Consider the following 13,950-nt stretch of genomic DNA (forward strand, 5'->3'; position numbering starts at 1 on the left):
CGTCGCGCGGGGCGCGCCTTGCCCGTCCGGAGGTGTTACGTATAACGTTGGCGTATGTCCCGCATAGCCCTGGTCACCCTCGTCGTCCCCGACCAAGACGAGGCCATCGCCTTCTACACCGGCCCGCTCGCCTTCGAACTCGCCGAGGACGAGCCGCGTCCCCGCGGCGGCCGGTGGGTCGTCGTGCGCCCGCGCGGCGCGGGGGAGGGGAGCGGGCTGCTGCTCGCGCGGGCGAAGAACGAGGCGGAGCTCGCCCGCGTCGGCGACCAGACCGGGGGGCGGGTCGGCTTCTTCCTGCACACCGAGGACTTCGCCGGCGACTACGCCCGGATGCGCGCCGCCGGGGTGACCTTCCTGGAGGAGCCCCGCCACGAGGCGTACGGCTCGGTCGTCGTCTTCCAGGACCCCTGGGGGAACCGCTGGGACCTCCTCCAGCCCGCCGCCCCCACGACCGCCGACCAGGAGCCCACCGCGTGACCACGGCCGCCCCCGACACCGCCACCGATCTCATCCGCCGGCTGCCCAAGGCCGTGCTGCACGACCACCTCGACGGCGGCCTGCGCCCGGCGACGCTCGTGGAGCTGGCGGGGCGGATCGGGCACACGCTGCCCGCCACCGACCCCGCCGCGCTGGCGGCCTGGTACTACGACGCCGCGAACTCCGGCGACCTGGTCCGCTACATCGCCACGTTCGAGCACACCATCGCCGTGATGGGCACCCGCGAGGGCCTGCTGCGCGTCGCCGAGGAGTACGTGCTCGACCTGGCCGCCGACGGCGTCGTCTACGGCGAGGTCCGCTACGCCCCCGAACTGCTCGTCCACAGCGGGCTGGCGCTCGCCGAGGTCGTGGAGACCGTCCAGGAGGGCCTGGCCGCGGGCATGGCCAGGGCCGCCGCGGCGGGCACCCCGGTCCGGGTGGGCACACTGCTGTGCGCGATGCGGATGACCGACCGCAGCCGCGAGATCGCGGGCCTGGCCGTCGCCTACCGGGACGCGGGCGTGGTCGGCTTTGACATCGCGGGAGCCGAGGACGGCTTCCCGCCCGCCGACCACCTGGCCGCCTTCGCGTACCTGCGCGAGGAGAACATGCCGTTCACCATCCACGCCGGCGAGGCCCACGGCCTGCCCAGCATCCACCAGGCCGTGCAGGTCTGCGGGGCGCTGCGGATCGGCCACGGCGTCCGGCTGGCCGACGACATCGTGGACGGCAAGCCGGGCCGCCTCGCCCACTGGATACGCGACCGCCGCATCGCCCTGGAGGTCTGCCCGACCTCCAACCTGCAGACCGGCGCGGCGGTCTCCGTGGCCGACCACCCCATCACCCTCCTGCGCGACCTGGGCTTCCGGGTCACCGTCAACACCGACAACCGCCTGGTGTCCGGCACGACGATGACGCGCGAGATGGAACGCCTGGTCACGGAGGCCGGCTGGACCGTGCCGGACCTGCGGACAGCGACCGTGGACGCCCTCAAGAGCGCGTTCATCCCCTTCGACGAGCGCAACGCGCTCATCCGCGACGTCGTCCTGCCGGGCTACGAGGCCGCGCTCGCCGGCGGCCGCTGACCGGGCCCGCCCCGACTGGCCGGGCGGCGCGGCGCCCTGACGCGGCATCGGTCCTGACATGCGGGCACGGAGGGTGTGCCGCAGCATGGAGGGGCCGGTACGGGCAGGCGGGAGGCGCCATGGACGGGGACGACGCTGAGGCATCCGCATCCGCATCCGCATCCGCATCCGCATCCGCATCCGCATCCGCGCGGGGCGCGGGCAAGCGCGCCGCGCGGCGGTCCGCGGGCGGGCGCGCCGGGGTGTTCTTCGCATTCGTGCCGTGGATCGCCTTCGACATCGTCGCCGGGCCCAGCACCTGGAAGCTCGCCGCCCTCGTGGGCCTGATCGCGTCCGTCGTGCTGAGCGTGCCGGACGTCGCGCACGGCAGTGTGAAGCTGCTGGACGTCACCGGGATCGTCTTCTTCACCGTCATCACGCTGCTGGGGCTGTCCCTCGACCGGCAGGACCTGCTGTGGCTGGAGACCTACGCCCAGGTGCTCGCCAACGCGGTCATCGCGGCCGTCGCCCTGGGGTCGCTCGCCTTCGTGCCCTTCACCGAGCAGTACGCCCGCGAGTCCACGCCCCCGGAGATCTGGGAGACGCCCGCCTTCCATCGCACCAACCGGGTGCTGACGCTCGTGTGGGGCGGGGTCTTCCTGGTCACCGCGGTCCTGGGGCTGGTCGCCGTGCACGTCACCGCGGGGACGGACTGGCTCAACTGGGTGATCCCGATCGCGCTGCTGGTGCTCGCGGTGCGCTTCACCAACTGGTACCCGCAGTACGTGCACGAGCAAGTCCACAAGGGCGAGGGCGAGCCCGCCCGCTGACCCGGCCCGCCCTCCTCGCAGGGTGCGGTCCGTCCTTGACTTCGTCCGGCGCCCTGCGAATGATGGCGGTCGCTCGCCTTGCCCGCCCGCTCCGGCCACAGGACGGTCCTCCTCGTGCAGCCTGCCCCCCGTACCGTTCTGGCGATGAGCGCGCGGACCCGGGACGCCGTGTTCGACGCCCGCGCCATGGAAGGCCTCGCGCGCGTCGCGCGCTTCGAACCGGGCCTGCTCGTCGAGGACTTCGCCGCGCCGGTGGCGCAGGAGGCGCTCGCCGCGGCCGAAGTGCTGCTCACCGGCTGGGGCTGCCCGCCGCTGGACGAGGGCGCACTCGCCCGGATGCCGCGGCTGCGGCTGGTCGCGCACGCGGCCGGCACCGTCAGGCACCACGTCACCGGGGCCGTGTGGTCGCGGGGCGTGCTCGTCTCCACCGCGGCCGCGGCCAACGCGCTGCCGGTCGCCGAGTACACGGTGGCCGCGGTGCTTCTCTCCAACAAGCGCGTCCTGGACGCGGCCCGCGCCTACCGCGAGACCCGGGGCGACATCGGGGCGTTCGACGCGCTCGCCGGGGCGGGCAACTACCGCCGCACGGTGGGCGTCGTCGGCGCCTCACGAATCGGCCGGCGGGTGCTCGAACTGCTCCGCCCGTACGATCTGCGGCTGCTGGTCCACGACCCGTACCTCGACCCGGCCGGGGCGGCGGCGCTGGGCGTGGAGTCCGTCGGACTCGACCAACTGTGCCGGGCCAGTGACGTGGTGAGCATCCACGCCCCCGAACTGCCGGAGACCCGGCACCTGTTCGACGCCGCGCGGCTCGCGTTGCTGCGTGACGGGGCCACCCTGGTCAACACCGCGCGCGGTTCGCTCGTCGACACCGCCGCGCTCACCGCCGAGCTGGTCACCGGGCGCCTCCACGCGGTTCTCGACGTGACCGACCCCGAGCCGCTGCCCGCGGACTCCCCGCTGTGGGACCTGCCCAACGTGCTGCTCACCCCGCACGTCGCCGGGTCGCTCGGCACCGAGCTGGCCCGGCTGGCCGACACGGCGATCGACGAGATCCGGCGGTACGCCCGCGGCGTACCCCTGGAGCACGCCGTGCGGGCCGAGGACCTCGAACGCTCCGCCTGACCCGCGGAGCTTTGGAGGACCGCGGGTCAGGACCGGCCGGTGCCGCGGTAGAGGTCGAGTTCGCCGTCGAGTTCGACCGCGAGCACGGTCGCGTGGGGGTCCACGTCGGTGGCGGGCGGGGCGTCGATCCAGGTGACGCCGGGCACCTCGTGCAGTCCGCCGGTGACGTCGTGGCCCAGCTCGGTGCCGGTTCCGACCACCGACACCCGGCGCACGCGGTTGCGCAGGCCCCGTACCGACACGGCCTCGCGCGGGGCGTCGAAGCAGACCAGGTAGAGGGTGCGGCGGTCCGCGGACAGGGTGCTGGGGCCGTAGTGGTGGCCGGGGGGCAGTCCGGCGACCGTGCCGTGGACGGCGTCGGCGTGCGCGCGGATCCAGGTGCCGAGGCCCTCCAGGCGCTCGGTCTGCTCGGGGGTGATCGTGCCGTCCTCACGGGGGCCGACGTCCAGCAGCAGGTTGCCGCCCGCGCCGATGGTCTCGGTGAAGTAACGGACCAGCCGGGACACCGACTTGTGGTGGTGGTCGCCGTGCTGGAACCCCCAGGAGTCGTTCACGGTCAGGCACAGCTCCCAGGGCCCGGACGGGGGCTCGACCGGGATGCCCTGCTCGGGGGTGGCGTAGTCGCCGTGGCTCATCATCCGGGCGTTGAGCACGGTGTCCGGGTTCCCGGCCAGGATCACGGCGGCGAGCGCGTCCAGGCCCCACTGCTCCTCGCTGCGCTCCCACTCGCCGTCGAACCACAGCAGGTCGGGCCGGAACCGGTGGACGAGTTCGGCCACTTGGGCATCCCGGTAGGCGAGGTAGCGCCGCCAGGCGGCCAGGTCCTGCCGGCCGTCCGCGGGGACGACCCAGCGGCTGGTGGACACGTCCGGCATGGGCGGGTCGGGGTGCGTCACGCTGGCGTAGTCGGGGTGGTTCCAGTCCGAGTGCGAGTAGTACAGGCCGACCTTCAGGCCCTCCTCGCGCAGCGCCCGCGCGTACGGGTCGATCAGGTCGCGCCCGGCCGGGGTGCGGCGTGCCACCGACAGGTCGCCCTCGGCCGTGTCCCACAGCGCGACGCCGTCGTGGTGGCGGGCGGTGAGGACGGCGTACCGGGCGCCCGCGCGGGCGAACAGCCGGGCCCAGGAACCCGGGTCGTAGCGCGCGGCGGTGAAGCCGTCGAGCTGGCGCATGTACCGCTCGTGGCTGACCCGGCCGTCGTAGAAGGACCACGACTCGGGGACGCCGTCGACCGCGTAGATCCCGTAGTGGACGAAGATGCCGAGCTTGGCGTCGGGGAACCAGGGCTGCATGGGCATGGGGGCGGGGTCCTTGCCGGTCGGGGCGGAGACGTCGGAGGGTTCCGGCCTGCCGGGCCGACTCTAAAGTGGTATGGACCACCTGGCAAGCAAGTCCTCCGATGTCTCCGCCCGGCCGGTTCGCCGCGCGTCACTTCACCGAACCGGCCATGACCCCCTCCACGAAGTGCCGTTGGAAGGCGAAGAAGACCGCCAGCGGCACGATCAGCGACAGGAAGGCGCCCGGCGCCAGCACGTCGATGTTGGAGCCGAACTGCCGCATCTGCGACTGGAGGGCGACGGTGAGCGGCTGCGACCCGGGGTCCGCGAAGATCAGCGCGACGAGCATGTCGTTCCAGACCCACAGGAACTGGAAGATGGCCAGGCTCGCGATCGCCGGACGTCCCACCGGCAGGACGAGCTTGCGGAAGATCGTCCACTCGCTGCCGCCGTCCATCCGCGCCGCCTCCAGCATCTCGCGCGGGATCTCGGCGAAGTAGTTGCGCAGCAGGAAGATCGCGAACGGCAGCCCGTACGCGACGTGGAAGAGCACCACGCCCGCGGTCGTCCCGAACAGGCCGACCGCCCCGAAGAGCCGGGCGACCGGCAGCAGGCCGATCTGCACCGGCACCACCAGCATGGCGACGACGACCAGGAACACCCAGTCCCGGCCCGGGAACTCCAGCCAGGCGAAGGCGTATCCGGCCAGCGCGGCGAGCACCACGACGGTCGCGGTCGCGGGGACCGAGATCAGCACGGTGTTCCAGAAGGCCTGGGTGATGCTGCTGTCGGCCAGGATGGCCGAGTAGTTGCCGAAGCCGAGCGATCCGGGGTGCAGCAGCCCGGTCCACCAGCCGGACGTGGAGGTGTCGTCGGAGTCGCGCAGCGAGGAGACGAACAGCCCGGCGGTCGGCGTGAGCCAGACCAGCGCGATGACGGTCAGCAGCGCCTGGACCAGCCCGCCGCGCAGCAAGCCGGCGATCCGGCGGGCTGCCGAGGGCCGGCCGGAGCCGCCGCCGGAGCGCGTGGCGGATGTGCTGGGCGGGGCGGGCCGCGGCGCGGCGCTCTGCACGGTCATCGCGAACTCCTGCGGAAGCGTCGGATGTTGAGGGCCATCGCGGGGAGCACGAGCAGCAGCAGGACGACGCCGATCGCGCTGCCCAGGCCCTGGTTGTTGCCGCCGCCGAAGGAGACCAGCCACATCTGGAGGGCCAGCACGTTGGCGTCCTCCTGCACCGGGCCCGGGGCGATGATGTACACGAGGTCGAAGACCTTCATCACGTTGATCACGAGCGTCACGAAGACCACACCGAGCACGGGGGCGAGCAGGGGCACCGTGATGCGGCGGAAGATCTGCCACTCGCCCGCCCCGTCCATCCGGGCCGCCTCCAGGGTCTCGCGCGGCAGCGAGGACAGTCCGGCGCCGATGAGCACCATTGCGAAACCGGTCCAGATCCACAGGTAGGCGCCGATGATCGCCGGGGTGATCAGCGTCGGGCCGAGCCACGAGACGCCCGTGTACGGGGGCGCGAAGTTCTTCGCCGGGAGCCGGACCTCCCCGCCTCCGGCGGCGTCGGTGAAGCGGAAGGAGCCGTCGTCGGCGGTGGTGGTCGTGGCGACGACCCCGCCGGGCTTCACCAGCTCCACCGCCATGTGCGGCAGGCCCTTCTCCTGCGGGTCGACCTCACCCGGTTTGCCACCGCCGCCCGGGACGAAGTCCAGGTAGACCACGCCGCTGATGGCGTCGTCGCTCGCCGCGGCGGGTGCGGCGGCGTGGGCCGTCGTGGGAAGCGACGCGGGCGGGAGGCCGACCAGGCCGAGGACGAGGCTCTCGCCGGGTTCCGCGGGCTTCACGGTCCTGAAGCCGCCGTCGGACGCCGTGAGCACGTCGTTCCCGCGCGGCCGGGCGCCGGGGTAGGCCGAGGCGTCGCTGAAGGAGTCGTGGATCGCGACCGCCGCCGCGTTCAGGACGCCGCGCTGCGGGTCCTGGTCGTACACCAGGCGGAAGGTGATTCCCGCGGCCAGGAAGGAGACTGCCATCGGCATGAAGATCAGCAGTTTGAACGCGGTGGCCCAGCGGATCCTCTCGGTGAGCACGGCCAGGATCAGGCCCACGCCGGTGAGCAGCGCCGGCGCGACCACGACCCAGATCGCGGTGTTCCGGACGGCCTTCAGCGTGGCCGGATCGGCGAAGATCTCCTGGTAGTTGTCCAGCCCCACGAAACGGTCGCCGCTCGCGTCGAAGAGGCTGCGGCCGACCGAGAAGAGGATGGGGTAGCCGACCAGGGCGCCGAGCAGTGCCAGCGCCGGCAGCGCGAAGGCGACCGCGGTGACCTTGGCCCGGCGCGAACGGCGCCGTACGGCCGGCGGGGCGGTGCCGCCCGCCGGGGCGGACGGCACCTTGCGGTTGAGCGCGGAGGACATGACGGGACCTCAGCCCTGGTAGGCCTTGGCGGCCGCGGCCTCGAGCTTGGCCGCGGTGGCCTTGGGGTCCTTCGGGTCGGCCAGGAAGTCCTGGAGGATCTTCCACTCGCCCTTGCCGGGCGTGCCGCCGAAGGCGGGAGGGGTCTGGTCGGACATGTCGAAGCGCACCGTGTCCCCGGCGCCGACCAGGGACTTGGCCGTCTCGCGCGTCGTGTCGTCCGCGTACGAGGCCGGGTCGAGCTTCTGGTTGGGGGACAGGAAGCCGCCCGCCTTCGCCCAGATCTCCGCCGCCTCGGGGGTCGCCAGGTACTCCAGCAGCTTCATCCCGGCCTTGGTGTTCTTGCCGGACTTCAGCGCCACCGCGGCGTCACCGCCGCCGACCACCGGCGCGGGACCGCCGTCCACGGAGGGGAACGGGAAGAACTTGGCGTCCTCGCCGACCGTGCGGCCCAGGTCGCCGGAGACGACACCGGCGACGAAGTCGCCCTCGTAGACCATGCCGGCCTTCTGGGTCTTGCCGAAGACCTGCGCGACGGAGTCGGGGAAGCTGGTGGCCAGGGCGCCCTTGCGGCCGCCCGCGATGAGGTCGTCCTTGCCGAACAGCTTGCCCAGGGTGCCGAGCGCCTTGACGACGGTCGGGTCGCTCCAGGGGATCTCGTGCGCGGTCAGCTTGTCGTAGTTCTCCGGGCCGGCCTGCGAGAGGTAGACGTTCTCGAACCAGTCGGTGAGCGTCCAGCCGTCCGAGCCGCCCACGGCGAAGGCGGGCAGGCCCGAGTCGGATATCGCGCCGGCGGCGTCCAGCAGCTCCTGGAAGGTCTTCGGCGGCTGCACGCCCGCGGTGTCCAGCGCCTGGGGGCTGTACCAGACGGTCGACTTGTCGGAGGCCTTGAAGTACAGGCCGTAGTAGGTGTCGTCGACCGTGCCGAACTTCTGCCAGACCTTCGCGAAGTTCTGCTCCGCGGCGCTCTTCACGGCCGGGGACAGCGGCAGGAGCCAGCCCTTGCCCGCGAACTGCTGGACCACGCCGGGCTGCGGCGCCATGGCGACGTCGGGCGAGTCGCCGCCCTCGATCTTGCTGCCCAGGACGGTGGCGAAGTTGTCGCCGGTGGACACGTAGGCCACCTTCGCCCCGGTCTTCGCGGTGAAGCCGTCCAGGACCTTCTGGAAGTTCTTCTGCTCGGTGCCGGTCCACACGGCGGCGACCGTCACCGTCTGGCCCTTGAGCTCCTGACTGCCGGAACTCGCACCGGAGTCGGAGGCCGTCTTCGTGTCGCCGCCGCAGGCGGTGGTGGTGAGGGCCAGGCCGCACAGGGCGGTGGCCGCGACGAGCGTGCGCTTCATCGGGGTGGTGTCCTTTCCTCGGCGGAGTGGTGCGTGAACGGACACGGCACGCCGCGTCAACTGGCTCGTTATACATGCATGTTAAGTAGCCGTGTCGGGACGATGTCAATGGAGCTGCCGACAGTCGACGCACACTGGGGGCATTTGTGGTGATAGATGCAGGACGCGCGAAGGCAGGCTGCCTCAGCCAATACCTAACAAGTAACTAGTAAAGAAGGAGGGGTTCAACCGCCCCGCACGATCTCCCGCAGCTCGCGGTCCAGCCGCGCCACCGCCTGCTCCGGCGTCGCGTGCTGCGCCAGCGCGTCCCGGCTCACCGCCGCGACCGCCAGGCTCACTTGCTCGTACCGCGCGCTCTTCGGACGCGGCTTGGCCGCCCGCACGCTCTGCTCCAGCACCGGCAGGTACGGATAACGGCGCACCAGCACCGGGTCGCGGTACAGGTCCGCCCACACCGGCGGCAGCGAGCCCTCGGTGAGCACCTGCCGCTGCACGGACTCGCCCGTCATGTACGCCATCAGATCGGCCGCCGTGCGCGGATGCCGCGCGTGCGCGTTGACCGCCAGGTTGGAACCGCCGAGCACACTGGAGCCCGGACCGTCCGGGCCGGGCAGCGGCACGGCGCCGAACCGGCCCGCCACCTTCGAGTCCGGCCCGGACGCCAGGTCGTACACGTACGGCCAGTTGCGCAGGAACAGCAACTCGCCGTCCTGGAAGGCGCGCCGGGACTCCTCCTCCTTGAACCGCAGTGCCGCGCGCGGGATCCAGCCCTCGCGCACCCCCCGGACGAGGAAGCCCAGCCCCTCCCGCGCCGCCGCCGAGTCCACCGTGACGCGGCTTCCCTCGCCGCCGAGGATGGCGCCGCCGGCCGACTGCACGGCCTCGGTGACATTGACCGTGAGCCCCTCGTACGGCAGGAACTGCCCGGCGTAGCCGCCGATCCGGTACTTCGGGGCGAGCGTCTTCGCCTGCTCCTCCAGCTCCGCCCAGGTACGCGGCGGGGCCAGGTGCTCCCGGTCGAGGATGTCCTTGCGGTAGTACAGCAGCCCGGCGTTGGTCACGTACGGCACCGCGTACAGCCGGCCGTGGAAGGTCGCGGTGTCCACGACCGAGGGCAGCAGCCGGTCCAGCGGGAGCCCGCGCGGGTCGACCGGCGCGATCCACCCCGCGCCCGCGAACTCCGAGGTCCACGCCACGTCGATGTTGAGGACGTCGAAGCGGTCGCTGCCGGAACGCAGGCTGTCCGCCATCTGCGCGCGCACCTCGTCGGCCGCCTCCGGCAGTTCCACCAGCGTGGCCCGCTCCAGGGGATGGGCGCGGTTCCAGCCGTCCAGGACGTGCTGGAGGTACCCGGTCAGATCTCGTCCGGTGGCCAGCGTCACGGGCCCCCGGCCGCCCTCGCCGGGCGGTCCGTCGGAGGCGCGGGCGCCGGCGCCTCCGTACCCGGTGAGCAGCAGGGCAGCGAGGAGCAGAGCTCTGCCCCCGGCCCGCGCCCAGCGCATGTGTTCCTCCAGGTCCCGCCCCGGCACGACGTCGTCGTCGTCCGAAGGGCCATGTATACCTGTTGGACATGCGCGATACTAGCCATTGCGGCAATATGGCCTGCCCGACGACGGGCCGGGGCGACTGGGGCCCCTAACACGCAGGTAGCCGGGGAGGAGGCGGGACGAGCGTGCGTCTTCCCCTCATGGCACTGCTCGCCAAGGGGCCCGCCCATGGTTACGAGCTCAAAACGGAGCTTGAGAAGCTTTTCGGCGCTGCCTATCCTCAACCGAACATCGGCCAGATCTACGTGACGCTGGCGCGCCTGGAGAAGTCGGGACTGATCCGGGGCGAGGACGTCACCCAGTCCGGCCGCCCCAACAAGCGGATCTACGAACTCACCGACGCCGGGCGGGAGGCGGTCTCCGCCTGGTTCGAGGAGCCCTCCAGCGAGCCGCGGGTGCGCGACGAGTTCTTCATGAAGCTCGCCCTCGCCCCGGCCACGGGAATGGCCGACCAGGTCTCCCTGATCAACAGGCAGCGCCGCCACTACCTCAACCTGATGCGGGCCATGTCACGGCTCGCCGCGGGGGAGGACCGGGACAACCGCATCGCGCAACTGCTCATCGAGGGCGCGACCCTGCATCTGCAGGCCGACCTCGACTGGCTGGAGCGCTGCCAGGAGGAGCTGGAATGAGACGGGCCGAGCCGCCCCTCCCGCGGGCACCCCACATGCTCCGGGTCGAGGGCCTGATCAAGACGCACCGCGTGGACGGCGGCGAGGTCAGGGCGGTGCGCGGGGTCGACCTGGAGGTGCGGCCCGGCGAGTTCGTCGCCGTCACCGGGCCGTCGGGCGCGGGCAAGTCCACCCTGCTGCATCTGCTCGGCGGCCTGGAGCGGCCCGACCGCGGCCGTATATGGCTGGACGGGCAGCGGGTCGACGAGCTCAGCGAGGCACGCTGGGCGGTGCTGCGGCGGCGCGGCGTCGGCATCGTCTTCCAGTTCTTCAACCTCGTCTCCACCCTCACCGTCGCCGACAACATCGAGCTGCCCGCCCTGCTGGCCGGCCGCTCACCGCGCCAGGTGCGCGCCGCCCGGCAGGAACTGCTGGCCGAACTCGGCCTGGAGGGCAAGGAGGACAGCACTCCCGCGGACCTGTCCGGCGGCGAGCAGCAGCGCGTCGCCCTCGCCCGGGCCCTGGTCAACCGCCCGGCCCTGCTTCTGGCCGACGAGCCCACCGGCAGCCTGGACAGCAAGGGCAGCCGGGAGGTCCTGCGGCTGCTCGCCCGCTGCCATGAACGCGGTCAGACCATCCTGCTGGTCACGCACGACGCCAAGGTGGCCAGCGCCGCGGACCGGGTGATCAGCCTCTTCGACGGCGAGATCGTCGACGACGTCGTCCTCGACGGACCGGCGGCCGGCGCACGTCCCTCCCGCGCCGCCGCCGACGTCGTGAAGCTGCAGGGCTGACCGCCGTGCGCGCCACCGTCCGCTGGGCCCTCGCCGATCTGCGCACCCACCGCGGGCAGGCCCTGTCCATCGTCCTGGCCACCGCGGGGATCACCGTGGCGCTGCTGCTGTCCGTGGCACTGCTGGTCTACGCTGCCAATCCCTGGCAGCGGATGTTCGCCGCCACGGAGGGCGCCCACGTGTGGCTGCGCACCGACGGCACCGGCACCGCCGCCGGCACCGCGGCGCTGTCCCGGCTCGACGGTGTCACCGGCGTCTCCGGCCCCTTCCGCACGCTCACCGTCACCGCCCAGCACGGCCGCGAGAAGGCCGCCCTCGACCTGCGCGCCTCGGGTGCGACCCCGCCGCGAGTGGGCCGCCCGTTGCTGGACCGCGGCCGCTGGCTCGACGGCGGCGCCGGCGACGGTCTCGTGCTGGAAGAGTCGGTGGCCACCGCGCTGTGGGCCGAGCCCGGCGACGAGATCACCCTCACCGGGGGCGGACGGCGCAGCACCGTACGGGTGGTGGGCGTCGCCGCGACCGCGGAGCCGCGCTACGCCCCCGGCGACACACCGGGCGTCGGCTGGGCCGCCTCCGCCCTCGTCGGCTCTCTCGACTCGGGGGCGGGGGCGGGGGCCGTACGTCCGGGGGAGACGGTCGGGCTGCGGCTCGCGGACCCCGCGGACGCGGCCTTCGTCGTGCAGCGGGCCGTCACCGCCGTGGGCTCCGACCGGGTGCTGACGGTCTCCACCTGGCGCGAGGCGCGCGCCGACGCCGAAGGCGACAACCACCTTCTCGGGCTGCTGCTCGGGCTGTTCGGGCTGGCCGCGCTGCTGGCCGCGGCGATCGCGGTGACCGGCGGCATCGGCACGCGCGTGCTGGCGTACGTGCGCGACATCGCGGTGCTGAAAGCCGTCGGCTTCACCCCGGCGCAGGTCGTGCGGATGTTCCTGGTGCAGCACGCCGTGCTCGCCACGGCCGGGGTGCTGCTCGGCGCGGTCGCCGCGGAGACCCTGGCACCGGGCATCCCGGGCCCGATGGGCGAGGCCGTCGCGCTGTGGCAGGGGCTGCCGCAGCACACCTGGGCGCTGCCCGGCACGGCCGCCGCCACCGTGCTGGTCATCGCCCTGGCCACCGTGCTGGCCGCGTGGCGCGCCGGCCGGGTGCCACCGATTCCCGCCGCGCGCGGGGCCGTTCCGGGCCGGCGGCGGATGTCGGGCGCGGCCAGGGCCGCGCTGCGGCTGCGCACCCCGCCCGCCCTCGTCCTGGGCTGCCGCGGGGTGCTGCACCGGCCGCTGCGGTCGGCGGTCGCGGTCGCCCGGCTGGCGCTGCCGGTGCTGATGATCACCGTGGCGCTCGGCACGTGGGCCACCCTGGACCGCTTCGAGCGGCACCCAGAACAGGTCGGCCAGGCAGGGGCGTTGACCGCCCGCCCCAACGGGCTGACCGACGCGGCCGTCCACCGGCTGCTGGCCGCGGAGCCGGCGGTGACCGCCGTCCACCCGGGCGCCGAACTCACCGCGCTGGCGCCCGGCCAGTCGCAGTCCGTCACGCTGCGCGGTATCGGCACCGTCGCGGATCCGTACCCGTTCGCCGTCGCCGAGGGCCGCCGCCCCACCGGGCCCGACGAGGCCGTCGCCGGGCAGGGCCTGCTCGACGCGCTGCACGCCGGTGTCGGGCAGTGGGTGCGGGTGACGGTCGGCGGGACCCCGCACATCCTCCACATCGTGGGGCGCAGCATCGAGACCGGGCACGGCGGCCGGGTGATCTCGGCGCCGCTGGACGTGCTGCGGGCCCAGGACGGTTCGATCCGCCCCGCGTACTACAGCCTGGTGCTGCGGCCGGACGCGGACCGGGCGGCCGTGCGCACGCGGCTGTCGGAGATCTCGGGCGGTGCGCTGGAGGTGCGCGAGGTCGCCGGGCCCGGAGCCGAACTCTCCCCGGTGCGCGGGGTCGTCATCGGCCTGGTGACCGTGCTGACGCTGATCGCGCTGGCGGAGCTCTCCACGGCCGTCGGCACCGGCATCCGCGACCACGCCCGCGACATGCGCGCCTACCGCGCGGTGGGCCTGACGCCCCAGCAGACCGTGGCGACCGTGGTGACGGGCATCGGGCTGACCGCGCTGACGGCCGCGGTCGCCGGTGTCACGGCCGGGGTGTACGCGTCGGACTGGCTGATCGACCTCCAGGGGCGGTCCAGCGGCGTCGGTGCGGGCATCGCCCAGTCGCCGCCGTGGGCGGTGCTCCTGCTGGTCGGTTTCGTGTGCGTGACGGTCGCCGTGACGGCAGCGCTCCTCCCGGCCGCCCGCGCGGCGGGCGACCGCGGCGCACGCGTGCTGCGGCACACCGCCTGACGGGCGCCCCGCTCGCGGGGAAAGGTCCCTGGTAAGAATGGACCAGGTCGGCCGGGCGGTGCGATCCTTGACCGTTCTGTCCGGAGTCGCCGATGCTTGCGTTGCGATACGTGCGTTGTGTGCCGCA

Annotated in this window: 12 protein-coding genes; 7 read left to right on the forward strand and 5 right to left on the reverse strand. The window is 73.2% G+C overall.

Going from position 1 to position 13,950, the window contains the following annotated elements; genetic code table 11:
* Positions 1–54: 54 nt before the first annotated feature.
* The 4 genes from ACFWVC_RS22860 to ACFWVC_RS22875 all read left to right on the forward strand — a co-directional run bounded on the left by ACFWVC_RS22860 (position 55) and on the right by ACFWVC_RS22875 (position 3,496).
* A complete protein-coding gene (locus tag ACFWVC_RS22860) occupies positions 55–477 on the forward strand; it encodes a VOC family protein (RefSeq protein WP_384288935.1) in 423 nt (140 codons plus the stop codon).
* Positions 474–1,562: an adenosine deaminase gene (locus tag ACFWVC_RS22865; protein ID WP_384288937.1), complete on the forward strand. Its 1,089-nt coding sequence runs from the start codon at positions 474–476 to the stop codon at positions 1,560–1,562. The genes ACFWVC_RS22860 and ACFWVC_RS22865 overlap by 4 nt, the downstream gene beginning before the upstream one ends.
* 242 nt (positions 1,563–1,804) lie before the next feature.
* Positions 1,805–2,371 carry a hypothetical protein gene (locus tag ACFWVC_RS22870; protein WP_384288939.1) on the forward strand — a complete coding sequence of 189 codons (567 nt, stop codon included), beginning with the start codon at positions 1,805–1,807 and terminating at the stop codon, positions 2,369–2,371.
* Between the two features lie 144 nt (positions 2,372–2,515).
* A complete protein-coding gene (locus ACFWVC_RS22875; protein ID WP_384288941.1) occupies positions 2,516–3,496 on the forward strand; it encodes a hydroxyacid dehydrogenase in 981 nt (326 codons plus the stop codon).
* 26 nt (positions 3,497–3,522) lie between these two features.
* Here the strand turns inward: ACFWVC_RS22875 and ACFWVC_RS22880 are convergent, their stop codons facing one another.
* From ACFWVC_RS22880 to ACFWVC_RS22900, 5 genes are all read right to left on the reverse strand, one after another.
* Positions 3,523–4,794, reverse strand: coding sequence for an alpha-L-fucosidase (locus tag ACFWVC_RS22880; protein ID WP_384288944.1), 1,272 nt, complete (start codon positions 4,792–4,794; stop codon positions 3,523–3,525).
* A 130-nt stretch (positions 4,795–4,924) separates the two neighbouring features.
* A complete protein-coding gene (locus ACFWVC_RS22885) occupies positions 4,925–5,851 on the reverse strand; it encodes a carbohydrate ABC transporter permease (protein WP_384288947.1) in 927 nt (308 codons plus the stop codon).
* Positions 5,848–7,197, reverse strand: coding sequence for a carbohydrate ABC transporter permease (locus ACFWVC_RS22890; protein WP_384288949.1), 1,350 nt, complete (start codon positions 7,195–7,197; stop codon positions 5,848–5,850). Before ACFWVC_RS22890 ends, ACFWVC_RS22885 begins: the two co-directional genes overlap by 4 nt.
* A gap of 9 nt (positions 7,198–7,206) precedes the next feature.
* Positions 7,207–8,538: an ABC transporter substrate-binding protein gene (locus tag ACFWVC_RS22895; RefSeq protein ID WP_384288951.1), complete on the reverse strand. Its 1,332-nt coding sequence runs from the start codon at positions 8,536–8,538 to the stop codon at positions 7,207–7,209.
* Between the two features lie 224 nt (positions 8,539–8,762).
* The gene (locus ACFWVC_RS22900) at positions 8,763–10,040 is read right to left on the reverse strand and encodes an ABC transporter substrate-binding protein (RefSeq protein ID WP_384288954.1); all 1,278 of its coding nucleotides are present in this window, start codon (positions 10,038–10,040) and stop codon (positions 8,763–8,765) included.
* 170 nt (positions 10,041–10,210) lie between these two features.
* Here ACFWVC_RS22900 and ACFWVC_RS22905 point away from each other — a divergent pair, with 170 nt between their 5' ends.
* The 3 genes from ACFWVC_RS22905 to ACFWVC_RS22915 are packed head-to-tail and all read left to right on the forward strand — an operon-like array spanning position 10,211 to position 13,823.
* Positions 10,211–10,717 carry a PadR family transcriptional regulator gene (locus ACFWVC_RS22905; protein WP_384288956.1) on the forward strand — a complete coding sequence of 169 codons (507 nt, stop codon included), beginning with the start codon at positions 10,211–10,213 and terminating at the stop codon, positions 10,715–10,717.
* Complete coding sequence (locus ACFWVC_RS22910) at positions 10,714–11,490, forward strand: ABC transporter ATP-binding protein (RefSeq protein ID WP_384288958.1); 777 nt, start codon at positions 10,714–10,716, stop codon at positions 11,488–11,490. Before ACFWVC_RS22905 ends, ACFWVC_RS22910 begins: the two co-directional genes overlap by 4 nt.
* Positions 11,491–11,495: 5 nt before the next feature.
* Entirely contained in the window at positions 11,496–13,823 is a 2,328-nt protein-coding gene (locus ACFWVC_RS22915; protein ID WP_384288961.1) for an FtsX-like permease family protein, read from the forward strand.
* The last annotated feature ends 127 nt before the right edge of the window (positions 13,824–13,950 follow it).

The sequence above is a fragment of the Streptomyces sp. NPDC058691 genome, from assembly GCF_042714775.1.
Classification (GTDB): Bacteria; Actinomycetota; Actinomycetes; order Streptomycetales; family Streptomycetaceae; genus Actinacidiphila.

Bases quoted from the DNA above. Each gene is read 5' to 3' on its own strand.
- ACFWVC_RS22890 (WP_384288949.1), bottom strand. From the start codon at position 7,197: ATGTCCTCCGCGCTCAACCGCAAGGTGCCGTCCGCCCCGGCGGGCGGC.
- ACFWVC_RS22880 (WP_384288944.1), bottom strand. From the start codon at position 4,794: ATGCCCATGCAGCCCTGGTTCCCCGACGCCAAGCTCGGCATCTTCGTC.
- ACFWVC_RS22860 (WP_384288935.1), top strand. From the start codon at position 55: ATGTCCCGCATAGCCCTGGTCACCCTCGTCGTCCCCGACCAAGACGAG.
- ACFWVC_RS22910 (WP_384288958.1), top strand. From the start codon at position 10,714: ATGAGACGGGCCGAGCCGCCCCTCCCGCGGGCACCCCACATGCTCCGG.
- ACFWVC_RS22900 (WP_384288954.1), bottom strand. From the start codon at position 10,040: ATGCGCTGGGCGCGGGCCGGGGGCAGAGCTCTGCTCCTCGCTGCCCTG.
- ACFWVC_RS22885 (WP_384288947.1), bottom strand. From the start codon at position 5,851: ATGACCGTGCAGAGCGCCGCGCCGCGGCCCGCCCCGCCCAGCACATCC.
- ACFWVC_RS22875 (WP_384288941.1), top strand. From the start codon at position 2,516: ATGAGCGCGCGGACCCGGGACGCCGTGTTCGACGCCCGCGCCATGGAA.
- ACFWVC_RS22895 (WP_384288951.1), bottom strand. From the start codon at position 8,538: ATGAAGCGCACGCTCGTCGCGGCCACCGCCCTGTGCGGCCTGGCCCTC.